This is a genomic window from Bradyrhizobium sp. HKCCYLRH3059, from assembly GCF_051168035.1.
GTDB lineage: Bacteria > Pseudomonadota > Alphaproteobacteria > Rhizobiales > Xanthobacteraceae > Bradyrhizobium.
In genome coordinates this window covers 491,643-517,213 of the sequence record NZ_JBNPUF010000001.1, presented here as the reverse complement: position 1 = coordinate 517,213, position 25,571 = coordinate 491,643, and the positions used below count along the sequence as shown (strand labels likewise).

The window sequence follows — 25,571 nt, the reverse complement described above, 5'->3', positions numbered from 1 at the left end:
CACCAGGTCCCGCGGTTCTGCACTCACGGCTCAGCTCGCCGCCTTGCCGAAGAAGTCCTTGACCTTGGTGAAGAAGCCGGCGGCCTCGGGCTGGGTCGCTCCTGAGGACAGCTTCTCGAACTCGGCCAGCAATTCCTGCTGCTTCTTGGTCAGGTTCTGCGGCGTCTCGACAACGATCTGGACATACATGTCGCCGGTCTGGCGCGAGCGCAGCACCGGCATGCCCTTGGCCGCGATCCGGAACCGGCGCCCGGACTGCGCACCGGCGGGAATCTTCACCTTGGTCTTGCCCTTGTCGATCGTGGGCACCTCGAACTCGCCGCCGAGCGCCGCGGTCACCATCGAGATCGGCACCCGGCAGTGCAGGTCGGCGCCGTCGCGCTGGAAGAACTCGTGAGCCGTCAACGACAGGAAGATGTAGAGATCGCCCGGCGGCCCGCCGCGCAGGCCCGCCTCGCCCTCGCCGGCGAGACGGATGCGGGTGCCGTCCTCGACGCCCTGGGGAATGTTGACGGACAGCGTGCGGTCACGGGTGACGCGGCCGGAGCCGGAGCATGACGGACAGGGGTCCTCGATCATCTGGCCGCGGCCGTGACAGCCGGGGCAGGTCCGCTCCAGGGTGAAGAAGCCCTGCGCCTGCCGCACGCGGCCGGCGCCGCCGCACATCGCGCAGGTCTTCGGCTTGGTGCCGGCCTTGGCGCCGGTGCCGGAGCAGGATTCGCAGGTCACCGAGACCGGAATTTCGATTTGTGCGGTCTTGCCCTGGAACGCCTCTTCCAAGGTGATTTCCATGTTGTAGCGCAGATCGGCGCCGCGCTCGCGTCCGGTGCCCCCACGGCGCTGCCCGGCCATGCCGAACAGGTCTTCGAAGATGTCGGAGAACGAGGAGGCGAAGCCGGCGCCGAAGCCGTGCGCCCCGCCCATGCCGCCCTGCTCGAAGGCGGCGTGGCCATAGCGGTCGTAGGCGGCGCGCTTGTCGGCGTCGCGCAGCACCTCATAGGCCTCGTTGATTTCCTTGAATTTCACTTCGCTGGAGGCATCGCCCGGATTCTTGTCCGGGTGCCACTTCATGGCCAGCTTGCGGAAGGCGGCCTTGAGTTTGCTCTCGTCGGCGTCGCGCTCGACTTCCAGGGTCTCGTAGTAGCAGCGCTTGGTGGACATCAATCAAACCCGCCCGAACTTCGCCCAACAGGAACGGCTGGCGCGATCGCCGCGCGCGTTCCGGGTCAATGAAAATGACCCCCATCCAACGAGCCGCTGAAAGCGCTCTTTGGCATGGGGGTCATGGTCACTACCTCTGCCTCAGTTAAGCAGATTTCTTCTTGTCGTCGTCGACCTCGGTGAACTCCGCGTCGACCACGTCATCCTTGGCGGCGTCGCGGGCCGCATCGCTCTCGGCCTGCTGCTTGTACATGGCCTCGCCGAGCTTCATCGACGCCTGGGCCAGCGTATTGGTCTTGGCCTTGATCGCCTCGGCATCGTCGCCCTTCAGCGCTTCCTTGAGATCGCTGACGGCATCCTCGATGGCACGGCGTTCGGTGTCGGCGACCTTCGAGCCATGCTCGGCCAGAGCCTTCTCGGTCGAGTGCACCAGCGCGTCGGCATGGTTCTTGGCGTCGACCGCCTCGCGGCGCTTCTTGTCCGCCACGGCGTTGGCCTCGGCGTCCTTGACCATCTTGTCGATGTCGGCCTCCGACAGACCACCCGAGGCCTGGATGCGGATCTGCTGCTCCTTGCCGGTGGCCTTGTCCTTGGCCGACACGTTGACGATGCCGTTGGCGTCGATGTCGAACGTCACCTCGATCTGCGGCATGCCGCGCGGGGACGGCGGAATGCCCATCAGGTCGAACTGGCCGAGCATCTTGTTGTCGGCCGCCATTTCGCGCTCACCCTGGAAGACCCGGATGGTGACCGCGTTCTGATTGTCCTCGGCGGTCGAGAACACCTGGCTCTTCTTGGTGGGGATCGTGGTGTTGCGGTCGATGATGCGGGTGAACACGCCGCCCAAGGTCTCGATGCCCAGGGACAGCGGGGTCACGTCGAGCAGCAGCACGTCCTTGACGTCGCCCTGCAGCACGCCGGCCTGAATGGCCGCACCGATCGCCACGACCTCGTCGGGGTTGACGCCCTTGTGCGGCTCCTTGCCGAAGAACTGCTTCACCATCTCCTGGATCTTCGGCATGCGGGTCATGCCGCCGACCAGCACCACTTCGCCGATCTCGCCAGCGGTGAGGCCGGCATCCTTCAGCGCCTTGCGGCACGGCTCGATGGTCTTCTCGACGAGGTCGGCCACCAGCGCCTCGAACTTGGCGCGGGTCAGCTTCATCGTCAGATGCTTCGGACCGGACTGGTCCGCGGTGATGAAGGGCAGGTTGATCTCGGTCTGGGTGGTCGACGACAGCTCGATCTTGGCCTTCTCGGCAGCTTCCTTGAGGCGCTGCAAAGCGAGCTTGTCGTTGCGCAGGTTGATGCCCTGCTCCTTCTGGAATTCGTCGGCGAGGTAGCTGACCAGACGCATGTCGAAGTCTTCACCGCCGAGGAAGGTGTCGCCATTGGTCGACTTCACCTCGAACACGCCGTCGCCGATCTCCAGGATCGAGACGTCGAAGGTGCCGCCGCCGAGGTCGTACACCGCGATGGTGCCGGCCTTGGTCTTGTCGAGGCCGTAGGCGAGCGCGGCCGCGGTCGGCTCGTTGATGATGCGCAGAACCTCGAGGCCCGCGATCTTGCCGGCGTCCTTGGTGGCCTGACGCTGGGCGTCGTTGAAATAGGCGGGGACGGTGATGACGGCCTGGTCGACCTTCTGGCCGAGATGGGCTTCCGCGGTCTCCTTCATCTTCTGCAGGATGAAGGCGGAGACCTGCGAGGGCGAATAGGTCTTGCCGTCGGCCTCGACCCAGGCGTCGCCGTTGCCGGCCTTGACGATCTTGTAGGGGACGAGCTTCTTGTCCTTCTCGACCATCGGGTCGTCGTAGCGGCGGCCGATGAGGCGCTTGACCGCAAAGAAGGTGCGCTCGGGGTTGGTCACGGCCTGGCGCTTGGCCGGCTGACCGACCAGACGTTCGCCGTCGTCACTGAAGGCGACGATCGACGGCGTGGTGCGCATGCCCTCGGCGTTCTCGATGACTTTCGACGATTTGCCGTCCATGACGGCCACGCACGAATTCGTGGTGCCGAGATCGATCCCGATGACCTTTCCCATGGTCTCATATCCTTCTTTTTGCGGCAGGTTGGGTGGGGCCCTGACGGCGCCCCCATCCAAAACCCCCTCAGATCAAATGCTCGCGATATTGCGACGATGAGCGTCATATAGGAGGGGGGGAGTGGCCCGCAAGGACCGGACCAGGGGTTCGACCCCACGAAAATCACGGCCGCCGCCCAAGGTCATCATGGAGACATCAGAGCGGCCCATCGGGCCCGGCGGCGACGCGGAACGGCGGCTCGGACCGGAGGCGACTGCGCGGGTCCACCTGTCGGCACATCGAACGGCTGGTGCGAAATGCAGGGTGCGATCGCCGACAAGTGCGACAGACCCGGTACCGCTGATCTGCCCCAACGACCGAAATGCGTTGTTAACCCACGGGCCCTAGCCTGCCGCACTCCTGGGACGGGAATGAGGCATGGTCATCGACACCGATTGGGGCTTTCCGCAACGCGCGCGCGAAGCCGGCCAGGCCACGTTCCCGGGACTGCTGATCTGCGCCATCGTGGTTGCAGCGGCGTGGCTGCGGTACGTCCTTCCCCTCAATGTCGACGTCAGCTGGTGGCTCCTCGTCAGCGAGCGCATGCTCGATGGCCAGCGACTCTACGTCGACATCCTCGAGACGAATCCGCCCATGGCGGGATCGGTCTATCTTCTGGCGGTCGCACTGGCGCGTGCGATCCATCTCAGGCCCGAGCTGGCGACGAATATCCTGATCTTCGCACTGACCGCGGCATCCCTGACGCTGGTGTGGCTGGTGCTGCGGACATCGGCCCTGCGCCATCGGCTCGCGGACGGCCGGCTGGCGGCGTGGACGACCGCCCTGCTCCTGATCGCGCCGATGTATGATTTCGGCCAGCGGGAACATCTGGCCCTGATCACGATATTGCCGGCGATCGCGGTGTATATCCTGCGCGCCGAGGGCGAGCGGGTAGCCCCGACGGCCATCCTCATCGCCGGGCTCAGCGCCGGCCTCACGATGAGCTTCAAGCCCTATTTCGCCTTCAGCGTCGGCTTCTGCATTCTCGCCGCCGCCGCGCAGGCGCGCGACTGGCGCGTGCTGCTCGCGCTGGAGAACTGGATCGCCGCGGCCCTGGTGCTGCTCAACGCGGCGTGCATCTACCTGTTCTTTCCCGAATATTTCACGGTCATCTATCCGCTGGTCCGCGACGTCTATCTGCTTCTGAAGGCGCCCGTACCGACCATCCTCGTCACTCTGCCGATGGGCCTGTGGCTCGCCGCGGCAATCATCGTCCTCCTCCTGCAGCGCCGGCAATACGAGCGCGACGCGGCGTCCTTCACCACGCTGGCCGGATCGCTCGGCTTCCTGGTGTCGTTCGTCGCGCAGCAGAAAGGCTGGGGCTATCACGCCTACCCCATGGTCGCGCTGGCGCTGCTGGCCGCCGGCCTTGCGCTGTCGGCGATCGACAGCAGCCGCGACGCGCGACGCTGGCCGCGTGCCGCCACCGCTCTCGCCGGCGCCGTGCTGTTCGTGCAGACCTGCTTCTGGTTCAATGGCAGCGTCGACGTCCGGCAGATCGAAGCCCAGGTGGCGCGGCTCGGTCCGCACCCGAGCATGCTGGTGCTCAGCGCGGCTGCGGTCATCGGCCACCCCATGGTGCGGACCCTCGATGGCACCTGGATCTCGCGCCAGGAGGCGTTCTGGGTCCGGGAAATCGTTCGCCGCTCGCAACAGGACGGAACCATCGATTCACAGACGGCGCAGAGGCTCGCGCCCTACGTGGAACGCGAACGCGCCGGGATCGTCGCCGACTTCCGGAAACAGCCGCCCGACGTCGTCCTGATCGACAATCAGAACAGCGACTGGGGCGATTGGGCGCGTTCCGACCCCGAACTCAGGGCTCTGCTGGAGCCCTATGTGCTGGTACAGACCGTCGACGGCGTCGAAATCCTGAAGCGCAGCTAGCGCTGGACCATCCTGAATCCGCCTTTCGAGGCGAATTATCCGCGAAATGCGCCCCCGCGGGGGTCCCGCCAATCGCCGCAGGCGATCAAAACCGCGCGCCCGGCCTGTTGCGGGGGGCGTAAAGCCGCTAAAAGCGTGCCCGCCGAAGACCACGCTGGCGAGGATCCCGACCGCCTCGGCACGAGGCCTCGGTCAACGAGGCAATGTTGATGATGATCGTTCGATTTTTCGCCGCGGCCACCCTGCTGATGTCGCTGCTGCACCCCGCATTGGCCGCCGACGCCATATTTCCGCCCGGCGTCCGCATCGGGCTCGCGCCCCTGGTGGGGCTCGCCAAGGCCAAGACGTTCTCCGGCTTCGAAACCGAGGACCAGAGCGTCAAGGTGCTGCTGACCGAACTGCCGGCGGCCGCCTATGGCGAGGTGAAGAATGCGTTTACCGCCAATCCCGCCGGGACCGGCAGCGTCAAGCCGGAGAGCATCGAGACCGCTGCCGGCACCGCCTACTACACGGTGGAGAACGGCCGGGATGGCGCCACGCCAGTGCGGCGCTACTCGATGATCCTGCCCGGCAACGGCTTCTCCGGCTACGTGGCCGTGCAGATCCCGGAGACCGCGAGCCGGATCTATACCGACGATGCCGTGCGCCAGATGTTCGCCTCCGCCGTCGTCCGCAAGGACGTTCCGGTCGACGAGCAGCTCGCGATGATGCCGTTCAAGGTCACCGACCTCTCCGGGTTCAAGACCATCCGCACGCTCGGGCCGGGCGCCCTGATCCTGGCCGATGGCGAAGAGGACAAGGGCTTCGAGGCCGCGCCCTTCGTGGTGATCGGGCTGGTGGCCGGCGTCGCCCCGGAGGCAGGCGACCGCGCGCGCGTCGCGCAGCAGGCGGCCACCACCATTCCGGGCGTCCGCGAAGCGCGCATCACGATGTCCGAGCCGATCCGCATCGACGGCCAGCCGGCCTATGAGACCCGGATCGACGCCACCAGCGGCAAGGACAATACGCCGGTGACGGTGGTGCAGTGGCTGCGCTTCGGCGGGCCGAACACGTTGCGGATCATCGGCAGCGCGCCGCGCGACCAGTGGTCGGCGGCCTTCCCGCGCTTCCGCGCCGTCCGCGACGGCATCCAGCCGAGAGGCTGAGACCAGCCCGGCATCGGACGTCGTGATCACGTCGGCCACTCGCCGTGAGACGGACTACAAAGTCGCGGTGACAAACAAGAAGCCACGGGCATCGTTGCCCGTGGCTTGTTCATTCGATCGACAGGACGGCAGCGGGACGCCTGCCTAGGCTCGCCGTCAGGCGGCGCTGTTCGACTGATCGTTGCTCGCCGCCGGCGCCGCCTTCGCGCCACCCTTGGACACGCCGACCAGCGCGGGGCGCAGCACGCGCTCGCCGATCATGAAGCCGGCCTGCACGACCTGCACCACGGTACCGGACGGCACCGACGGATCCGGGACCTCGTACATCGCCTGCTGGAAGTTGGGGTCGAACTTCTGTCCCGTCGGATCGAACTTCTTGACGCCGTTCTTCTCCAGCGTGTTGAGCAGCGAGCGCTCGGTGAGCTCGACGCCCTCGATCAGCGACTTCAGGCCCGCATCGGCATTGGCGCGTGTCTCGGCCGGCACGGCATCGAGCGCGCGCTGCAGATTGTCGGCGATATCGAGCACGTCACGGGCGAAGCCGGTGATGCCGTACATGCGCGCATCGGCGACTTCACGGGCCGTCCGCTTGCGCAGGTTCTCCATCTCCGCGAGCGTGCGCAGCATCTTGTCGCGCGCGTCGGCCGCCTCCTTGGCAAGGGCCTCGGCCGAGCCGGCCTCAGGATCATCGGGCATGATGTAGGGCTTGGAGACGACGGGTTCGCTGGCCTGCGCCGGGTTTTCCGGATCATTCTTATGCAGGTCGGGATCGGTCATGGACAGACTCGCAAGTTCGGCTGACGGGTTTGGGGGATATGGGGCGGGATATCGTGCTTTGGGCGTCGAAAATCAAGCGCAGCCTGACCATTGCGCCCGGAGGCGCTGTCCGCGGGTGAACCAAGTCACGCGTCAGCCACCCAGCAGCCGGCTGACCAGACGCGCGGCATAATCGACCGTCGGAATCACCCGGGCATAGTTGAGCCGGGTCGGACCGATGACGCCGAGCACGCCGACGATGCGCCCCGTGGCGTCGGAATAGGGCGACACGATCGTCGACGAGCCCGACAGCGAGAACAGCTTGTTCTCCGAGCCGATGAAGATGCGGACACCTTCCGCGCTCTCCGCCCGTCCGAGCAGATCGACGACGCCGCGCTTGGTCTCGAGATCGTCGAACAGCCGCCGGACACGCTCGAGATCTTCGAGCGCATGCAGGTCCTCGAGCAGGTTGGCGTGGCCGCGCACGATGAGCTGCCGCTCGTCGCTGTCCCCTCCGGACCAGCTCGCGACTCCGGCGGCGATCACCTTCTGCGTCAACTGATCGAGCTCAGCACGGTCATGCGCCAGCGCGGTCTCGAGCTCGAGCCGCGCTTCCGCCAGCGTCCGTCCTCTGATGCGGGCATTGAGGAAATTGGACGCCTCGGTCAGCGCCGACGACGGCACGCCCGGCGGCAGGGTCAGGACCCGGTTCTCGACCTGTCCGTCTTCACCGACCAGAACGACGAGCGCGCGCTCGGGCTCGAGCCTGACGAACTCGATGTGCTTCAGGCGGGTGTTGGATTTGGCGGTGAGAACCACGGCAGCGGCACGGGTCAGACCCGACAGCCGGGTCAGCGCTTCGTCCAGCGCCGCTTCGACCGACTGCGCCTGGCCGACGGCCGCGAGCTGGCTCTGGATCGACTGCCGCTCGGCCTCCGTCATGTCACCGACCTGCATCAGGGCGTCGACGAAGAAGCGCAGGCCAGCCTCGGTCGGCAACCGGCCGGCCGAGGTGTGCGGCGCGTAGATCAGGCCGAGCTGCTCGAGATCGGCCATGACGTTGCGCACCGAGGCCGGCGACAGCGGAACCGCGATCAGCCGCGAAATGTTGCGCGAGCCGACCGGTTCGCCGGTCGCCAGATAGCTTTCGACGATCTGCCGGAAGATCTCGCGCGAGCGCTCGTTCAGATGCGCCAGACCGGCCGGCGGTGTCATCAGGTTGATCGGATCGTGGTGGGCCACCAGATGCACTCCTCCCAGCTGCCTATAATGTGTCCATGCGGCGGCTCGGTGGCAAGCCGGTCGGCGCTCGCGGGCGAAGCCATGATAAACCCTTGCCGCTGCCGTTCCCGGCTCCTACAAGGCCGGTCAAAGTCGGTCTTTCGCGCGCTTTCACGGAGAGAATCATGCGGCCGAGCCGCCGTGCACCGGATGAACTGCGGGCCGTGAGCCTGGAACGCGGCGTCGTCAAATACGCCGAGGGCTCCTGCCTGGTGAAGTTCGGCGACACCCATGTCCTGGTCACCGCCACGCTCGAGGACCGGCTGCCGCCCTGGCTGAAGGGCCAGGGACGCGGCTGGATCACCGCCGAATACGGCATGCTGCCGCGCGCCACGCTGGAACGGACCCGGCGCGAGGCCTCCGCCGGCAAGCAGACCGGCCGCACCGTCGAGATCCAGCGCCTGATCGGCCGCTCGCTGCGCACCGCGATCGACCTGGAAGCGCTCGGCGAGCGCCAGATCACGGTCGATTGCGACGTGCTGCAGGCCGATGGCGGCACGCGCACGGCGTCGATCACCGGCGCCTGGGTGGCGCTGGCCGACTGCATCAAGTGGATGAAATCGCGCAACATGATCAAGACCGAGGTGCTGCGCGCCAACGTCGCCGCAATCTCCTGCGGCATCTACAACGGCACGCCGGTGCTGGATCTCGACTACGCCGAGGACTCCGAGGCCGAGACCGACGCCAATTTCGTCATGACCGGCGACGGCCGCATCATCGAGGTGCAGGGCACGGCGGAGAAGACGCCGTTCACCGAGGCCGAATTCCTGGCGCTGATGGCGCTCGCCCGCAAGGGCGTCGCGCGGCTGGTCGACCTGCAGAAGATGGCGGTCGCGTGAGCAGCCCGCACCGCAAGCTCACCGGTCGCATCATCATTGCGACCCACAATCCCGGCAAGCTTGCCGAGATGCGCGAGCTGCTCGCTCCCCATGGCGTCGAGGCGGTGTCGGCCGGCGATCTCGGCCTGGACGAGCCGGATGAGACCGGCGAGACCTTCCAGGCCAACGCCCGCATCAAGGCGGTCGCCGCGGCCAGAGCCGCGCAGCTTCCTGCCTTTGCCGACGATTCCGGCATCGTGGTTCATGCGCTCGATGGGGCGCCGGGGATCTATTCGGCGCGCTGGGCAGGACCGGACAAGGATTTCGCCGGCGCGATGACGCGCATCGAGCGCCTCCTGCAGGAGCGGGACGCGACTGGTGCCGACAAGCGTAGCGCCCATTTCGTCTCGGCGCTGTGCGTGGCGTGGCCGGACGGTCACGTCGAGGAGGTCGAGGCGCGGGTCGACGGCACCCTGGTCTGGCCGCCGCGTGGCACGGCGGGCTTCGGCTACGACCCGATGTTCCTGCCCGAGGGCCACGACCGGACCTTCGGCGAGATGACCAGCATCGAGAAACATGGCCTGCCGCCGCTCGGGCTCGGCCTGTCGCACCGGGCGCGCGCCTTCGTGAAACTCGCGGAGATCTGTCTTGAGCAGCGCTGACAGCGAAGCGTTCGGCGTCTATGTGCACTGGCCGTTCTGCCTGTCGAAATGTCCGTATTGCGACTTCAACAGCCACGTCCGGCATGCCGCCATCGATCAGGACCGCTTCGCCCGCGCCTTTGCGCAGGAGATCGCGACCACGGCCGCCCGCATTGGGCCGCGCACCGTCACGTCGATCTTTCTCGGCGGCGGCACCCCGTCGCTGATGCAGCCGCAGACGGTCGGCGCCATTCTCGACGCGATCGGCCGGCACTGGCACGTCGCTGGCGATGTCGAGGTGTCGCTCGAAGCGAACCCGACCAGCGTCGAGGCGACCCGCTTTGCCGGCTATCGCGCCGCCGGCGTCAACCGGGTCTCGCTCGGCGTCCAGGCGATGGACGATGCGTCGCTCAAGATGCTCGGCCGCCTGCACACCGCTGAAGAGGCGATGAGGGCGGTGGCGATCGCGCGCCATGCATTCGAGCGCTATTCGTTCGATCTGATCTACGCGCGGCCCGACCAGACGCCGCAGATGTGGACCGAAGAGCTGACGCGGGCGATCGGCGAGGCGGCTGAGCATTTGTCGCTGTATCAACTGACCATCGAGGAAGGCACGCCGTTCTTCGGCCTGCACGCCGCAGGCAAGCTGAAGACGCCGGACGAAGGCCTGGCGCGCACCTTGTACGACGTCACGCAGGAGATCTGTGGCCGTCACGGACTGCCGGCCTATGAGATTTCCAATCACGCCCGGCCCGGCGCGGAGTGCCGGCACAACCTCGTCTACTGGCGCGGCCAGGAATATGCCGGCATCGGCCCGGGCGCCCATGGCCGCCTCGACATCGGCGGCATCAGGCACGCGACAGCGACCGACAAGCGGCCGGAAGCCTGGCTGATGCGGGTCGAATCCAACGGTCATGGTGTCATGACCGACGACGAGCTCAACCGCGAGGAGCGCGCCGACGAATTCCTGCTGATGGGGCTGCGACTGGCCGAGGGCATCGACCCGCAGCGCTACGCAAGGATCTCCGGCCGCAGGCTCGATCCGCGCCGCATCGCGCTGCTGCGCGAGGAGGGCGCGATCGCGGTCGATCCGGACGGGCGGCTACGGGTAACCCAGGACGGCTTTCCGGTGCTCGACGCGGTCGTCGCCGACCTCGCCGCCTGAGAAGTGCTGCGACTCACGTCGCGCTGAAGCTCTTCGGCGCGCCGGCGACCGCCTGTCCGCCAGCCGAACCGACGCGCATCACCGCAAGCCCGCGCTCATTGGTGCCGTCGCTGCGGAACCGGAACAGCCCGTCGATGCCGGCGAAGCCGGATGCATTGGTCAGGACATCGGGCGCGAAACGCTGGTTGCCCTGGGTGCGCGCCAGCGCGGCCACGAGCGCCACCGCATCATAAGCGAGGGTCGCCGTACGCACGGGATCGCCGCCGAATCGCGTCCGGTAGCGGCCGGCAAAGGCGCGGAAGCCGGAGGGATCCGGCGCGGCATAGAGGCCGCCCTGCAGGCTGGCGCTGGCATAGACGCGCGGATTGTCCCACAGCCCTGTGCCGAGCAACTGGATGTTGCGCAGATTGGCGCCGGCAGCGGTCAGCGCATCGGCCGTCGCCGCGACCGATTCGCCGTCATCGGCCAGCAGCAGCGCATCGGCGCCGCCGAGCGCCTGCGCCACCGTGCGCGCAGGCCCAGTGCGGTCGCCGGAATATTTCTCGAATGCCACGATGCGTCCGCCGCGGCGGCTGACCGCGGTCTTGAACGCCCCCTCGACGACGGTGCCGTAGGCATTGTCGGGCAGCAGCGCCGCGAACGAGCGTTTGCCGACGCTGGCGGAATATTCGACGATGCGGCTGGCATCGGACTCCGGCAGGAAGCTGAGCAGATAGACGCCGCGCCCCGCCACGCTCGAATCGGTCGAGAAGGCGATGACCGAGATGTTGCGCGCGCGCGCCACCTGGGCCGTCGCCGGCACCGAGCCCGCGAACAGGGGGCCGAGGATGATCTCGGCGCCTTCGTCGCAGGCCTGTTGCGCGCCCTGCTGCGCCCCTTGCGGGCTGCCGGCGTCGTCCTTGATCAGGAGCTGGATGTTGGGGTTCTGAAACTCGGCCAGCGCCATCTCGGCGGCGTTCTTCATCGATTGCGCGGCGACGCCGGCATTGCCCGACGCCGACAGCGGCAGAATCAGCCCGACCTTGACCTGGCCGTTGCCGGCCACCGCCGGCTGCTGCGGCGGTCCCGCCGGCGCGGTCGGCTGCTCGAACGGATTGAAGCCCTGCTGGACGTTGGAGCACGCCGACAGCAGCGGCGCGCCGACGATCAGGCCCAGCGCCGTTCGCCGGGCGACCCCATGGGGTCCCGGACCGAGAGAGTTGGGATGACGCGGGCCCACCATGGCATCTCTTCGTTCGGCCGAGTCCGGCCAGAAGTTCCCCAAACGCACGTCCCGCAGGCCGTGCAGATTCACTCATATTGTCGACGAATAGTTAAGCAAAACAAAAGGCTGTCAGCGCCACACAGCCGATCAATTCGACGTTTTGCACGGCCTATCCCCTGCTCGTACACACCCTCATCGAGGTGCAGCTTCGAACTTGAAGCTGCGATGAACGGCCCCCCCGTGCCGATCGGCACTTCAAAATCGCTGCGCGGCTGTTCCCCTGTGGCAATCCCGCGGCAGGCCCTTTAAATTACCTCGATGGGCGCGAAGGCAATCCCCAAGACGTCGCCGGATGACGGCAAATCTTCCACCACGTCGACCTATCTGGTGGCGGGGCAGATCGTTGCGGCGCCCAAGGCGCGGCCTGGATTGCATCTGGTGGCGACCCCGATCGGCAATCTCGGCGACATCACGCTGCGCGCGCTGGAAACCCTGGCCGGCGCCGACCTCATCTTGTGCGAGGACACGCGAATCACCCGGCGCCTGACCGAGCGCTACGGCCTCAGCGCGGAACTCGCAGCCTATCATGAGCACAATGCCGAAGCCGTCAGACCCAGGATCCTGCAGCGCCTCGCCGAAGGCGCGGCCATCGCGCTGGTGTCCGACGCCGGCACGCCGCTGATCTCCGATCCCGGCTACAAGCTGGTGCGCGAGGCGTGTGAGGCCGGGCATGTTGTCACCGCGCTGCCGGGACCTTCCGCCGTGCTCGCGGCGCTCAGCGTGGCCGCGCTTCCGACCGACCGTTTCTTCTTCGAGGGGTTCCTGCCGGCCAGGCAGCAGGCGCGGCGTACGCGGCTGTCCGAGCTCGCGCGGATCGACGCGACGCTGGTCCTGTTCGAAGCCGGCAGCCGGGTGCAGGAGACGCTGGCCGACCTCGCCGATGCCATGGCGGGACGCCAGGCCGCGATCTGCCGCGAGCTCACCAAGCTGCACGAGGAGGTGCTGCGCGGCGCCATCGGCGATCTCGCTGCGGAGGCCGGCGATCTCGAAACGCGCGGCGAGTTCGTGCTGGTGATCGGTCCGCCGCCGCGCGGCGCCGGGGTGCTGACGCCGGATGCGCTCGACGCCGTGTTGAAGGATCTGCTGCAGCGATCGAGCGTCAAGGATGCCGTGATGCATGCCGTCGAGCTGTCCGGCCGGCCGCGCCGCGAAGTCTATGCGCGCGCGCTCGAGCTGGTGAAGGACGCGCGGTCAGGGTCGGCCGATGGCGAAGACTGAGCGCGTCTCCCCTGACAAGCCGGCGAAGACGGCGGCACCCGAACGCGTCGCCGCCTTCCGCACCGGGTTATCGGCGGAAGCCCGCGCCGCAGCGCTGCTGATCGCCAAGGGCTATCGCATCCTCGCCAAACGCTTCCGCACGCCCCAAGGCGAGATCGACATCATCGCGCGCAGGCGCGGCCTGGTTGCCTTCGTCGAGGTCAAGGCGCGTGCCTCGCTCGACGATGCCGCCTATGCGGTGACGCCGCGCCAGCAGCAGCGCATCATCGATGCCGCGCAGGCCTGGTTGATGGCGCATCCCGACCATGCCGAATTGGAGCTGCGCTTCGACGCGATTCTGGTTGCGCCGCGCAGCCTGCCGCGCCATCTGGTAGCGGCGTTCGACGCCAGCACCTGACATGAACTGATTGCAGAGAGCAGGGACCTTCCCATGAAACTGAACGTCGCCGTCCAGATGGACCCCATCGCGCGCATCAACATCCGCGGCGACTCGACCTTCGCGATGCTGCTCGAAGCGCAGCGGCGCGGCCATGGCCTGTGTTACTATACGCCCGACAAGCTGTCGCTGCGCGGCGGCGAGCTCTATGCGCCGGTGCAGGCGCTGACGGTGCGCGACCAGGTCGGCGACCATTTCACGCTCGGCGAACCGAAACCGACCGCGCTGACATCCTTTGATGTCGTGCTGCTGCGGCAGGATCCGCCGTTCGATCTCGCCTACATCACCTCGACGCATTTCCTCGAGCGCATCCATCCGAAGACGCTGGTGGTCAATGATCCCGCGAGCGTTCGCAACGCGCCGGAAAAGCTGTTCGTGATGAACTTCCCGCAACTGATGCCGCCGACCTTGATCTCGCGCGATCTCGACGAGATCAACGCCTTCCGCGATCAGCACGGCGCTGTCGTGATGAAGCCGCTGCATGGCCATGGTGGCGCGGCGGTGTTTCGGGTGATGCCGCAGGATATGAATTTCGGCTCGCTGTTCGACATGTTCTCGGTGACGTTCAAGGAGCCCTGGGTGATCCAGCGCTTCCTCCCCGAGGTGAAGCACGGCGACAAGCGCATCATCCTGGTCGACGGCGAGTTCGCCGGCGCCGTCAACCGCGTGCCGGCGGCAGACGATCTGCGCTCCAACATGGTGCGCGGCGGCGCCGCGCAGGCCACCGATCTCAGCGCACGCGAGCGCGAGATCTGCGACACGCTCGGTCCGGAATTGCGCGCGCGCGGCCTGCTGCTGGTCGGCATCGACGTGATCGACGGCAACCTCACCGAGATCAACGTGACTTCGCCGACCGGCATCCGCGCGATCTCGCGGCTCGGCGGACCCGACATCGCCGCCCGCGTATGGGACGTCATCGAGAGCAAACGGCGCTGATCAGGCGCCGTCCCACATGGCTGGGGATAACGCCAACCAACGCGGTCAGTCCGATGCGTCGGAGGCGAGGCGGAGTCGCTGACATCGCCGCAATTCATGGTATGACGCGGGTCTCATGCGTCTCGTCCTGACCACCTGGAACATCAACTCGGTGCGCCTGCGCATCGACCTCGTCGCCAAGCTCATCAAGCAGGTCAGGCCCGATGTGCTGTGCCTGCAGGAGACCAAGTGCATCGACGACGCCTTTCCGCTGAAGCGCTTCAAGCGGCTCGGCTATGAGCACGTCGCGCTGAACGGGCAGAAGGGCTATCACGGCGTCGCCGTGATCTCGAAATGGCCGTTCGAGGAGACCAACGTCCGCACCTTCTGCGACAAGGTGGATTCGCGCCACATCACGGTGGCGTTCGGCGAAAAGGCGCAGCTCGCGCAGCCGCTGGTGCTGCACAATTTCTATGTGCCCGCAGGCGGCGACATTCCCGACCCCGCGCTCAATCCGAAATTCGAGCACAAGCTGCAATTCCTCGACGAAATGAAGGCGTGCGAGCCGCTGCATCCACGCGGCGACGACCGGCATATCCTGGTCGGCGATCTCAACGTCGCGCCGCATGAGCACGATGTCTGGTCGCACAAGCAGCTCCTGAAGGTGGTGTCGCACACGCCGATCGAATGTGAAAAGCTGTTGGCGGCGCAGACCCATGGCGAATGGGTCGATGTCGCTCGCGAGCGCATCCCGATGTCGGAGAAGGTCTACACCTGGTGGAGCTACCGCGCGGCCGACTGGACCGTCGGCGATCGCGGCCGAAGGCTCGACCACATCTGGGTGTCACGCGCACTGAAGGACCGGGTCAGCGATTTCAGGATCCTGCGCGACGCCCGCAGCTGGGAGCGGCCGTCGGATCACGTGCCGGTCACGGTGACGCTGGACGTGTCGTAGCAGACCCGCGCGGTCACGAAGATCACGACGTGAGCTTGGCCCCGGCCGCCATGATGTCGTTGGCGATTCGGCTGGCGCGGTGGGCGAACTCGTCGCGCAGCCGGCGCGCCGCCTTGGCGTCGCTCTCCAACACACGCTGAAACAGGCTGCGCGAGATCCGCACCACGGTCGAATATTCCAGGGCCGCCGCGGTCGCCGGGCGCCGCATCTCGACCAGCAGCGCCAGCTCGCCGATCAGCATGGTCGGCGTGGCGACGATCTCGGCACCGACCTCGTCGCTGATGCGCAATGACCCGCGCTGGACGACATAGCCGCAATCGGCGGTGTCCCCCTCGCGGAACAGGGTCTCGCCACTCTGGATGTTACGCTGCTCGGAGCCGATGGCGATCATGCGCAGCGAGTCGCTTCCCAGCAGGCGCAATGTTGGGACGCGCTCCAATAGCGCAATATCGTCTTCGATCGACATCAAGGGCCCGGGGAAGGCTGAATGGAACCAATATCATAAATGGCGAAACCGCCATCCCCGAACCTATCACGGTACCAACTTGTAGCCACCGGCCTCCGTCACCAGAATCTCCGGATTCGCGGCATCTTTCTCGATCTTCTGCCGCAGACGGTAAATGTGCGTTTCCAGCGTGTGGGTGGTGACGCCGGAATTGTAGCCCCAGACCTCCTGCAACAGCGTCTCGCGCGACACCGGCTGCTGGCCGGCGCGGTACAGGAAGCGCAGGATCGCCGTTTCCTTCTCCGTCAGGCGGACCTTGCGGGCGTTGGCGCCGGTCAGCATCTTCGAGCCCGGCCGGAAGCTGTAGGGGCCGACCGAGAACACCGCGTCCTCGCTGGCCTCGTGCTGGCGAAGCTGGGCCCGGATGCGGGCCAGCAGCACGGCGAAGCGGAAGGGCTTGGCGACATAGTCGTTGGCGCCGGATTCGAGCCCGAGAATCGTGTCCGAATCGGTATCGTGCCCGGTCAGCATGATGATCGGCGCCTTGAAGCCGCCCTTGCGCAGGGACCGCACCACTTCGCGGCCATCGGTGTCGGGCAGGCCGACGTCCATTAGAACCAGGTCGGGTGAATTGGCCTTTGCGGCGGTGGCGCCTTTGGCGCCGGTATCGACGGCCTGGGCTTCGAACTCGTCATGCAGCGAGAGCTGCTCCATCAGGGCATCGCGCAGATCGGTGTCGTCATCCACGATCAGGATCTTGCGGGCATTGGCCATTGTACAATCCTCTAGGTGGCGCCGGCGGGATCGAATGGGTGGCGCCGTCAACGGTGGGCAAACAGGCTCATCAGCCCTGTTCCGTCTTGAAGTAGGGGGCTGTTACCGATTCACAAGCGCCCGGGACTCTACTCCAGAATTGAGCAGGGATTGAGATGATTGTCCTGTTCGACCCTCGCGGCGGACCATTTGCCGACATTAAGGCAATTACCGGGCAATCCATGGCAATGAAAAGGCACGTTGTTTCATGTCGTTAGCGAAGGTGAAGCCTGGCATGCCAGCATCGCGGATCTCGATTCGCACCAAAGCCGGGTCGCGGCAGCGCGGCTGGCTCCATGTCTGGGGCCATGTCATTCCGGTGGCGCTCGGGCGCGGCGGCGTCCTGGCCAACAAGCGCGAGGGAGATGGCGGCACCCCCCGAGGGACCTTCCGGCCCCGGCGGCTGTGGTGGCGGGCCGATCGTCATTCGCGTCCGCGCACCTTTCTGCCGATCCAGCCGATTGGCCCGGAGGATGCGTGGTGCGAGGACCCGGCCGACCGGCACTACAACCAGGCGATCCGGCTGCACGGCGACCATCCCGGAGACCGGCTGGCGCGCCAGGACCATCTGTACGATTTCATCATCGAGATCGACCACAACACGCGGCCGCGGATCGCGGGCCGCGGCAGCGCCGTGTTCCTGCATCTGGCGCGGCCGAATTTCGGCCCGACCGCAGGCTGCGTGGCCATGACCCGGCCGGCGATGCTGCGTCTGTTGCAAAGAATCGGTCCGCGCACCAGAATCGTCATCGAATGAGAAGCGAGTTGGGGGAGGACGTCATGCGCGCACTGGATCAGCCAGCCAGCGCCGCTGGCATCCTGCGCCAGCATTGGAGCGAAGGCAGCAAGCTGGCAGAGCTGCCGACTGAGCTGCGTCCGAGAGATCGCGCCGAAGGCTATGCCATCCAGGCCGAGCTCGAGCGCCACTCGCCCAAGCCATTATTTGGCTGGAAGATTGCGGCGACCAGCGAGGCCGGCCAGCGCCATATCAATGTCGCCGGTCCGATGGCCGGGCGGATCCTGGCCGAAACGGTGCTGCCGGTCGGCGGCACCGCATCGATGGCCGGCAACGCGATGCGGGTCGCCGAGCCGGAATTCGCCTTCCGCCTCGGACGCGATCTGCCGCCCAGACCGACACCTTATGATGTCGCGGAGGTGCTGGCCGCGGTCGACACGCTGCACCCCGCGATCGAAATTCCCGATTCGCGGTTCGCCGACTTCGTCAGCGCCGGCGAGGCGCAACTGATCGCCGACAATGCCTGCGCGCATCTGTTCGTGCTGGGCGAGGCCGCCACCGCCGACTGGCGCAGCCGCGACCTGATCGCGGAGCGGCCGCGCATCGCGCTGCGTGGCGAGACCTTCATCGGCCACGGCCGCAACGTGCTCGGTGATCCGCTGATAGCGCTGGCCTGGCTGGTCAACGAGCTCAGCGCGCTCGGCGTGCCCGCGCGGGCAGGGCAGGTGGTCACGACCGGCACCTGTCATCCGCCGCTGCCGATCGGCAGCGGGGACCACATGGAGGCCGATTTCGGCGATCTGGGGCAGGTATCGGTGCGGTTCGAGTAGGGACCGGCCGCGACCGCGCCCCCCTTCAGCGATGCCCGAAGATCGCCGAGCCGACCCGCACATGCGTGGCGCCGAACTGGATGGCGGTGGCGAAATCGGCGCTCATGCCCATCGAGAGATGCGCGAGGCCGTTGCGGGCGGCGATCTTGGCGGTCAGCGCGAAATGCGGCCCCGGTGCTTCATCGACCGGCGGAATGCACATCAGTCCTGAAATCGCCAGCCCGTAATCCGTGCGGCAGGCGGCGATGAAGGCGTCGGCGTCGCCGGGCGCGATGCCCGCCTTCTGCGGCTCCTCGCCGGTATTGATCTGGACGAACAGCTGCGGATGCCGGCCCTGGGCGGAAATCTCCTTGGCAAGCGCCACGCACAGGCTTGGCCGGTCCACCGAATGGATGGCGTCGAACAGCGCGACCGCCTCCTTGGCCTTGTTGGATTGCAGCGGCCCGATCAGGTGCAGTGCGAGCCCCGGATGCGCGGCCATCAGCGGCGGCCACTTGGCTTTGGCTTCCTGAACGCGATTTTCACCGAACGCGCGCTGTCCGGCCGCGATCACCGGCTCGATCGCGTCGGCATCGAAGGTCTTCGACACAGCGATCAGCGTGACCGAGCCGCGATCACGATTGGCGTCGCGGCAGGCGCGCAGAATCTCCTGCTCGACGGCGGCGAGCGCGGACGGCGAGGACGAGGTTGAGGCGTTCGATTCATCAGGCACGATGGCGTCCGTCGGTAGATTTACGGGTTTGGCTGCAATTTTACAGAGTTCGAGAAAGGGTTCTTGAGCCCTTCTCCTTACCCTTCACGGCCGGGGGTAGGGGGAAGAAATGCCAAGCATCCGGTTCAATCGCAATAGAGTGAAGCTGAACCGGCTGATGGGGATCCGCGCCCGGCTGGCGCTGCTCGCCCTGATCCTGGTCGCGCCGCTGATGCTGGAACGCGCGCGCTCGCTGGAAAGCGCCAGGACAAGGCAGATCGCACTCGCATCGGAGGAATTCTCCGGCCTCGCCCGGCAAAGCGCCGACATGCAGCGCGAGGTCATCATGTCGGTGGAGACGGTGCTGAAGTCGACGGCCTATGTCCGGGCGTCGAGCACCGGCGTGAGCCGCAGCTGCGACATGATGCGCGCCAGCCTGCCGGCGACCCTGCCGTGGATCCGCACCCTGATGATCGCCGGCCGCGACGGCCGCATCCAGTGCTCGACCAACAACCAATATGTAGGGCTCGATTTCAGCGACCGGCCGTATTTCCGTGGCGCCCAGGAATCACGTGATTTCGTGTTCAGCGACTACCTGCTGTCGAAGCCGTCGCACGTGCCGATCGTCATGGCCGCCTATCCGGTCGGCGCGATCACCGGCGAGCCGGACGCGGTGATGCTGGCGAGCGTGAACCTGGAATGGATGTCCAAGATCATGAACAATCTTGGCGGCCGCCCCGGCATCACGGCGGTGCTGGTCGACAGCGAAGGAACCGTGCTGGCGGCGCCCGCCGACCGCAACGAGCTGATCGGCCGGCCGCTCGACAGCGTGCCGTTGTTGTCGGCCGTTGCCGAGACTGCCCTGAGTTCGGGGAAGCCGAGCGAGACGATGAGTTTCACGGCGGCGGATGGTTCTAAGCGCGCGATCACCTTCACTCGGATCGCCGACACCGGATCGCGGCTGATCGTCAGCATCGATGAGACCCGCGTCACCGCCGCCATCGACCGCGAGATCCGCAACGCCTATCTGCAGGCTGGCCTCGTCTGCCTGATCGTGCTGCTCGGCGCGCTGATCGCCGCCGAGAAGCTGATCGTGAAGCCCGTCAGCATGCTCGCCGCGACCGCCAAGCGCTTCGGCCACGGCCACTGGTCGGCGCGCGTCACCACCAAACATCTGCCGTCGGAGTTCGTTCCGCTGGCAAAGTCCTTCAATGCGATGGCCGCCAAGCTCGGCCAGCGCGAGCGCGAGCTGGTCGCCGCCAATGACCGGCTGACGGTGATGGCGTCGATCGACATGCTCTCGGGCCTCGCCAACCGCCGCGGCTTCCAGAACCGCATCGACGTCGAATGGAGCCGCGCGCAGCAGGCCGGCACCGAGCTGTCGCTGCTGATGATCGACGTCGACCACTTCAAGCTCTACAACGACACCTATGGGCACCCTGAGGGTGACGCCTGCCTGTCACGTCTCGGCGAGACGCTGTCGCAGATCGCCGGCGCCATGACGGCTTTCGCCGGCCGCTATGGCGGTGAGGAGTTCTGCCTGTTGTTGCCGGGCATGGGTGCCAGAGAGGCGCTCGCGGTCGGCGAGCAGGTGCGCGCCACGGTGCTGGAGCTCGAGCTGCCGCACGCGACGTCGGCGCATCGGTGCGTCACCGTGAGCGTCGGTGTCGCCTCGACCCGGCCGAACGAGTCGCTGATGCCCTCCGACCTGATCGAAGCCGCCGATGCCGCGCTCTATGCGGCCAAGCATCGCGGCCGCAACACGGTCATCGCGCATGGCTTCGCGGATGTCGCGGATGACAGGAGCGGCGTGGCACGCGCAGGATAGGGCTGCGGCGGCGGCCTGCGATCAGCCGACCGCGAGCTTCTGGTCGAGCTCGAGCTCGCTGACCACGCGGTTGCGGCCGAGCTTCTTGGCGAGATACAGCGAGCGGTCGCAACGGTCGATCAGATCAGCCATCGATTCGCCGAACTGGAACTGGCCGACGCCGATCGACACCGTGATCTGCGGCAACACCTCGCCGGTCGAGCGCCGCGTGAACTGACAATCGGCGATGGTGCGCCGGATGCGCTCGGCGATGACGGTGCAACCTTCGAGGTCGGTCTGCGGCAGCACCGCGATCAGTTCCTCGCCGCCGTAGCGTGCGGGAAGATCCTTGTCGCGGACGCGCTCGCGCAATGCCTTGGCGACGAGGCGCAGCACCTGATCGCCGACGCCATGGCCGTAATTGTCATTGAACTTCTTGAAGTGGTCGACGTCGATCAGGAGAATGCTGAGCGGTTCGTCGCGCTCCATCGCCTCGACCTGCGCATGGCGGAAGAACTCTTCGAGCGCGCGCCGGTTCGGCAATCCTGTCAGCGTGTCGGTGCGGGCGCGCTGCTCCGACTTGTTGAGCGAGTCTCGGATGGTGTCGAGCTCGCGTGACTTCTCGGCAAAGCTCGCTTCGAGTTTCGCCGCACGCGCTGTCGCCTGGGCGAGCTCACTGACCAGGTTCTCGATCAGGATCTTCGGATCGACGCCCTGCTCGCTGCGTTCGGCGACGCCATCGATCGCCGCCATGTGCGTGCGGTTGTCGGCGATCGCGGCCGTCAGATACTGCTTGGCGGAGTCCATCACGCCATGCAACTGCTGCGAGACTTTGTGGACGACAGCCGCTTCCGTACCCTGCTGGCCGATGTACGTGTCGAACAGCGCCTGGTTGGTGGTCTTGTCGAACTTGCGCTTGTTGCTGACCAGGATGTCGACGGCGCGCTTGAGATCCGACGCCGAGCCCAGTGAGTACTTGAACCACAGATGGAAGTTGTTAGGCGTCGGTGGCACGCGCTGTTGAGCCATGGATTTCATGGCCTTTTCCGCGACCGTCGTCGCGTACTCGAAGTCAAGCTCGTCGAACGTAGCGCCGGACACGATGTGGAGTGATCCCAGATGCGGGCTGATGCCTGGATGTATGCACTCAGTCTCCCATTCAAGTCTTAACCGTGCCTCAATCGAACCTTCGACACTGCCGGCAGAGGCTGCAAAAAAACTCACGATTACCGTCGCTTAGCGGATGCCCAAAATGGTATCATCATCTGTCGCCCCATTGACCGGGCTGCCGCTTTTGTGGCCTAGTCCGCCGTCTTCAAACGACGCGAATCCTCGAAAATTACAAGCGATTCCATGACATCCGAACGCTACAACGCCCGTGAAGCCGAGCCGCGCTGGCAGCGCCAGTGGGACGAAAAGGCGATCTTCGCCACCAGGAACGACGATCCGCGTCCGAAATACTACGTGCTCGAGATGTTTCCCTATCCGTCGGGACGCATCCATATCGGCCATGTCCGTAATTATACGCTGGGCGACGTGCTGGCGCGCTTCATGCGCGCCAAGGGCTTCAACGTGCTGCACCCGATGGGTTGGGACGCGTTCGGCCTGCCGGCGGAGAACGCAGCGATCGAGCGCAAGGTGGCGCCGAAGGCGTGGACCTACGACAATATCGCGGCGATGAAGAAGCAGCTGCGCTCGATCGGCCTGTCGCTCGACTGGGCGCGCGAGTTCGCGACCTGCGATCCATCCTACTACAAGCACCAGCAGAAGATGTTCCTCGACTTCATGCAAGCGGGGCTGGTCGAGCGCGAGAAGCGCAAGGTGAACTGGGATCCGGTCGACATGACCGTGCTCGCCAATGAGCAGGTCATCGACGGTCGCGGCTGGCGCTCCGGTGCGGTGGTCGAACAGCGTGAGATGAACCAATGGGTGTTCAAGATCACGAAGTACTCGCAGGAGCTGCTGGACGCGCTCGATAGTCTCGACCGCTGGCCCGACAAGGTGCGGCTGATGCAGCGCAACTGGATCGGCCGCTCCGAAGGCCTGCTGATCCGCTTCGCGCTGGATCCCAAGACGACGCCGGCGGGCGAGACCGAATTGAAGATCTTCACGACGCGGCCGGACACGCTGTTCGGCGCCAAGTTCATGGCGATCTCGGCGGACCATCCGCTGGCGCAAGCCGCGGCCGCCAAGAACCCGGAGCTCGCCGCGTTCATCGCCGAGATCAAGCGGATCGGCACCGCGCAGGAGGCGATCGACACCGCGGAGAAGCAGGGCTTCGACACCGGCATCCGCGCCGTGCATCCGTTCGACCCGAGCTGGACCTTGCCGGTCTATGTCGCGAACTTCGTGCTGATGGAATACGGCACCGGCGCCATCTTCGGCTGCCCGGCGCATGACCAGCGCGACCTCGACTTCGTCAACAAATACGGTCTCGGCAACACGCCGGTCGTGTGCCCGGAGGGCCAGGACCCGGCGAGCTTCGTCATCACCGACACCGCCTTCGACGGTGACGGCCGCCTGATCAATTCACGCTTCCTCGACGGCATGACGATCGCGCAGGCCAAGGACGAGGTCGCCAGGCGGCTCGAGAGCGAGCAGCGCGGCGGCGCAGCTGTCGGTGAGCGCCAGGTCAATTTCCGCCTGCGCGATTGGGGCATCTCGCGCCAGCGCTATTGGGGCTGCCCGATCCCGGTGATCCACTGCCCGACCTGCGATGTCGTGCCGGTGCCGGCCAAGGACCTGCCCGTGGTGCTGCCGGACGACGTCACCTTCGACAAGCCGGGCAATGCGCTCGACCACCATCCGACCTGGAAGCACGTCACCTGCCCCGCATGCGGGGGCAAGGCGCAGCGTGAGACCGACACCATGGACACCTTCGTGGATTCGTCCTGGTACTTCGCGCGCTTCACCGATCCATGGAACGAGGCCGCGCCGACGACGCCGGCCGTGGCCAACCGGATGATGCCGGTCGACCAGTATATCGGCGGCGTCGAGCACGCGATCCTGCATCTGCTCTACAGCCGGTTCTTCACCCGCGCGATGAAGGCTACCGGCCACGTCGCGATGGACGAGCCGTTCGCCGGCATGTTCACACAGGGCATGGTGGTCCACGAGACCTATCAGAAGGCCGACGGCACCTACGTCAACCCGGCGGAGGTCAAGATCGAGATCGGCGGCAACGGCCGCCGCGCCGTGCTGGCCGCCACCGGCGAGGACATCACGATCGGCCCGATCGAGAAGATGTCGAAGTCGAAGAAGAACACCGTCGACCCCGACGACATCATCGAGAGCTACGGCGCCGACGTCGCGCGCTGGTTCATGCTGTCGGACTCGCCGCCGGACCGCGACGTGATCTGGAGCGACGAGCGGGTGCAGGGCGCGGCGCGCTTCGTCCAGCGGCTGTGGCGGCTGGTCAACGAATCGGTCGCGGCAGCGGCCGAGGCCCCCTCCTCCCGCCCGGCCGCGTTCGGCCCCGACGCGCTGGCGCTGCGCAAGGCTGCCCACGGCGCCCTGGACAAGGTGACCGGCGGCATCGAGCGGCTGCACTTCAACGTCTGCCTGGCGCATATCCGCGAGTTCGCCAATGCGCTGGCCGACGTCCTGGCGCGGCCGGCCAAGCCGGCGGCCGACCTGGCCTGGGCGATTCGTGAGGCCGCCGGGATCCTGGTGCAGCTGTTCTCGCCGATGATGCCGCATCTGGCCGAAGAATGCTGGCAGGTGCTGGGCCAGACCGGGCTGATCTCGGAGGCCTCCTGGCCGCAAATCGAACGAGATTTGCTGGTTGAGGACAGCATGACCCTGGTCGTCCAGGTCAACGGCAAGAAGCGCGGAGAAGTCACAGTCGCCAGCAACGCGCAGAATCCGGAAATTGAGGCTGCCGTTTTGGCCCTCGATGCAGTAAAACTGGCGCTGGATGGTAGACCCGTCCGCAAGGTGATCATTGTTCCCAAGAGGATCGTGAATGTCGTCGGCTAGGTTTCGGATCGCTGCTCGGCTTGTTGCCGTGGCCGCTTTGGCCGCGCTGACGGCAGGCTGCTTCCAGCCGATGTATGCAGAGCATACCGACGGCACGCCCGGCCTGCGCGAAAAGCTGATGGGCATCGAGCTGCCGCCGGTCGACAAGCCGAACGCCTCGCCCGAGGCGCGCATCGGCGTCGGCATCCGCAACGCGCTCGCCTTCAAGCTGTACGGCACCGCAACCGGCACGGCGCCGACCCACAAGCTGGTGCTGCGATTGCAGACCAGCCGGTCCTCGCTGATCGTCTCACAGACCACCGGCCTGCCGACCACCGAGAATGTCGGCCTCGACGTGCAGTACAATCTGGTCGAGTTGGCGACCAACAAATCGGTCATGACCGGAACGACCTTCGCGCGCACCTCCTATGACATCCCCGGCTCGTACCAGCGCTTCGCCCGGCAGCGGGCCTTCCGTGACGCTGAGGATCGCGCCTCCGAGGAGGTCGCCGAGAAGATCAAAACGCGGCTCGCGGCCTATTTCACCGCGGGCACCTGACGCACGGCTG

23 protein-coding genes are annotated in these 25,571 nt (G+C 66.4%); 14 read left to right on the top strand and 9 right to left on the bottom strand.

Translation table 11 applies throughout. The features are described 5' to 3' along the window. Positions 1–30 precede the first annotated feature (30 nt). Positions 31–1,161 (bottom strand): molecular chaperone DnaJ, encoded by a 1,131-nt coding sequence (gene dnaJ, locus ACQR13_RS02410; RefSeq protein WP_315716828.1) that lies wholly within the window; start codon positions 1,159–1,161, stop codon positions 31–33. A 145-nt stretch (positions 1,162–1,306) separates the two neighbouring features. Continuing rightward, entirely contained in the window at positions 1,307–3,202 is a 1,896-nt protein-coding gene (gene dnaK, locus ACQR13_RS02405) for a molecular chaperone DnaK (protein ID WP_315716827.1), read from the bottom strand. Positions 3,203–3,620: 418 nt separating this feature from the next. On the opposite strand from dnaK, the gene ACQR13_RS02400 reads away from it, so the two are divergent. Together ACQR13_RS02400 and ACQR13_RS02395 are read left to right on the top strand one after the other, a co-directional pair. Further along, on the top strand, positions 3,621–5,129 hold the full coding sequence (locus tag ACQR13_RS02400) for a hypothetical protein (protein WP_434862548.1): 1,509 nt from the start codon (positions 3,621–3,623) through the stop codon (positions 5,127–5,129). 209 nt (positions 5,130–5,338) lie between these two features. Beyond that, complete coding sequence (locus ACQR13_RS02395; protein ID WP_315716825.1) at positions 5,339–6,274, top strand: hypothetical protein; 936 nt, start codon at positions 5,339–5,341, stop codon at positions 6,272–6,274. A 156-nt stretch (positions 6,275–6,430) separates the two neighbouring features. Here the strand turns inward: ACQR13_RS02395 and grpE are convergent, their stop codons facing one another. Both grpE and hrcA read right to left on the bottom strand, forming a co-directional pair. Continuing rightward, positions 6,431–7,051, bottom strand: coding sequence for a nucleotide exchange factor GrpE (grpE, locus tag ACQR13_RS02390; protein WP_315716824.1), 621 nt, complete (start codon positions 7,049–7,051; stop codon positions 6,431–6,433). A gap of 132 nt (positions 7,052–7,183) precedes the next feature. Next, the gene (gene hrcA / locus ACQR13_RS02385) at positions 7,184–8,272 is read right to left on the bottom strand and encodes a heat-inducible transcriptional repressor HrcA (RefSeq protein WP_315716823.1); all 1,089 of its coding nucleotides are present in this window, start codon (positions 8,270–8,272) and stop codon (positions 7,184–7,186) included. Between the two features lie 164 nt (positions 8,273–8,436). Here hrcA and rph point away from each other — a divergent pair, with 164 nt between their 5' ends. Genes rph through hemW form a run of 3 tightly spaced genes read left to right on the top strand, consistent with a single transcriptional unit; the run spans position 8,437 to position 10,935 of the window. Beyond that, the gene (gene rph / locus ACQR13_RS02380; protein WP_315716822.1) at positions 8,437–9,150 is read left to right on the top strand and encodes a ribonuclease PH; all 714 of its coding nucleotides are present in this window, start codon (positions 8,437–8,439) and stop codon (positions 9,148–9,150) included. Further along, positions 9,147–9,791, top strand: a complete 645-nt coding sequence (gene rdgB / locus ACQR13_RS02375; RefSeq protein ID WP_315716821.1) for an RdgB/HAM1 family non-canonical purine NTP pyrophosphatase — start codon at positions 9,147–9,149, stop codon at positions 9,789–9,791. Before rph ends, rdgB begins: the two co-directional genes overlap by 4 nt. Continuing rightward, a complete protein-coding gene (gene hemW, locus ACQR13_RS02370; protein WP_316225993.1) occupies positions 9,778–10,935 on the top strand; it encodes a radical SAM family heme chaperone HemW in 1,158 nt (385 codons plus the stop codon). The genes rdgB and hemW overlap by 14 nt, the downstream gene beginning before the upstream one ends. A gap of 13 nt (positions 10,936–10,948) precedes the next feature. Here the strand turns inward: hemW and ACQR13_RS02365 are convergent, their stop codons facing one another. Beyond that, positions 10,949–12,157, bottom strand: a complete 1,209-nt coding sequence (locus ACQR13_RS02365; protein WP_315750503.1) for a penicillin-binding protein activator — start codon at positions 12,155–12,157, stop codon at positions 10,949–10,951. 300 nt (positions 12,158–12,457) lie between these two features. Between ACQR13_RS02365 and rsmI the strand changes: the two genes are divergently transcribed. The 4 genes from rsmI to ACQR13_RS02345 all read left to right on the top strand — a co-directional run bounded on the left by rsmI (position 12,458) and on the right by ACQR13_RS02345 (position 15,723). Further along, positions 12,458–13,417, top strand: coding sequence for a 16S rRNA (cytidine(1402)-2'-O)-methyltransferase (rsmI, locus tag ACQR13_RS02360; RefSeq protein ID WP_316225991.1), 960 nt, complete (start codon positions 12,458–12,460; stop codon positions 13,415–13,417). Continuing rightward, entirely contained in the window at positions 13,404–13,814 is a 411-nt protein-coding gene (locus ACQR13_RS02355) for a YraN family protein (protein ID WP_315716817.1), read from the top strand. The genes rsmI and ACQR13_RS02355 overlap by 14 nt, the downstream gene beginning before the upstream one ends. Before the next feature lie 33 nt (positions 13,815–13,847). After that, a complete protein-coding gene (gene gshB / locus ACQR13_RS02350) occupies positions 13,848–14,789 on the top strand; it encodes a glutathione synthase (protein ID WP_315716816.1) in 942 nt (313 codons plus the stop codon). Between the two features lie 115 nt (positions 14,790–14,904). Beyond that, positions 14,905–15,723, top strand: a complete 819-nt coding sequence (locus tag ACQR13_RS02345) for an exodeoxyribonuclease III (RefSeq protein ID WP_315716815.1) — start codon at positions 14,905–14,907, stop codon at positions 15,721–15,723. A 22-nt stretch (positions 15,724–15,745) separates the two neighbouring features. On the opposite strand, the gene ACQR13_RS02340 is transcribed toward ACQR13_RS02345, so the two are convergent. Together ACQR13_RS02340 and ACQR13_RS02335 are read right to left on the bottom strand one after the other, a co-directional pair. Further along, the gene (locus ACQR13_RS02340) at positions 15,746–16,189 is read right to left on the bottom strand and encodes a cyclic nucleotide-binding domain-containing protein (RefSeq protein WP_316225990.1); all 444 of its coding nucleotides are present in this window, start codon (positions 16,187–16,189) and stop codon (positions 15,746–15,748) included. 66 nt (positions 16,190–16,255) lie between these two features. Further along, the gene (locus tag ACQR13_RS02335; protein WP_315716813.1) at positions 16,256–16,942 is read right to left on the bottom strand and encodes a response regulator transcription factor; all 687 of its coding nucleotides are present in this window, start codon (positions 16,940–16,942) and stop codon (positions 16,256–16,258) included. A gap of 274 nt (positions 16,943–17,216) precedes the next feature. On the opposite strand from ACQR13_RS02335, the gene ACQR13_RS02330 reads away from it, so the two are divergent. Together ACQR13_RS02330 and ACQR13_RS02325 are read left to right on the top strand one after the other, a co-directional pair. Continuing rightward, entirely contained in the window at positions 17,217–17,738 is a 522-nt protein-coding gene (locus ACQR13_RS02330; protein ID WP_316225989.1) for a L,D-transpeptidase family protein, read from the top strand. Positions 17,739–17,761: 23 nt separating this feature from the next. Further along, positions 17,762–18,547 carry a 2-keto-4-pentenoate hydratase gene (locus ACQR13_RS02325; RefSeq protein WP_316225988.1) on the top strand — a complete coding sequence of 262 codons (786 nt, stop codon included), beginning with the start codon at positions 17,762–17,764 and terminating at the stop codon, positions 18,545–18,547. 25 nt (positions 18,548–18,572) lie between these two features. On the opposite strand, the gene ACQR13_RS02320 is transcribed toward ACQR13_RS02325, so the two are convergent. Further along, a complete protein-coding gene (locus tag ACQR13_RS02320) occupies positions 18,573–19,259 on the bottom strand; it encodes a YggS family pyridoxal phosphate-dependent enzyme (RefSeq protein ID WP_316225987.1) in 687 nt (228 codons plus the stop codon). A 109-nt stretch (positions 19,260–19,368) separates the two neighbouring features. On the opposite strand from ACQR13_RS02320, the gene ACQR13_RS02315 reads away from it, so the two are divergent. After that, positions 19,369–21,066: a sensor domain-containing diguanylate cyclase gene (locus ACQR13_RS02315; protein WP_315750507.1), complete on the top strand. Its 1,698-nt coding sequence runs from the start codon at positions 19,369–19,371 to the stop codon at positions 21,064–21,066. 21 nt (positions 21,067–21,087) lie between these two features. Here the strand turns inward: ACQR13_RS02315 and ACQR13_RS02310 are convergent, their stop codons facing one another. Beyond that, on the bottom strand, positions 21,088–22,074 hold the full coding sequence (locus tag ACQR13_RS02310) for a GGDEF domain-containing protein (protein ID WP_315750831.1): 987 nt from the start codon (positions 22,072–22,074) through the stop codon (positions 21,088–21,090). Positions 22,075–22,398: 324 nt separating this feature from the next. On the opposite strand from ACQR13_RS02310, the gene leuS reads away from it, so the two are divergent. Further along, complete coding sequence (gene leuS / locus ACQR13_RS02305) at positions 22,399–25,023, top strand: leucine--tRNA ligase (protein ID WP_434862547.1); 2,625 nt, start codon at positions 22,399–22,401, stop codon at positions 25,021–25,023. Further along, positions 25,010–25,561 carry an LPS assembly lipoprotein LptE gene (gene lptE / locus ACQR13_RS02300; RefSeq protein ID WP_315716807.1) on the top strand — a complete coding sequence of 184 codons (552 nt, stop codon included), beginning with the start codon at positions 25,010–25,012 and terminating at the stop codon, positions 25,559–25,561. The genes leuS and lptE overlap by 14 nt, the downstream gene beginning before the upstream one ends. Positions 25,562–25,571: the final 10 nt, after the last annotated feature.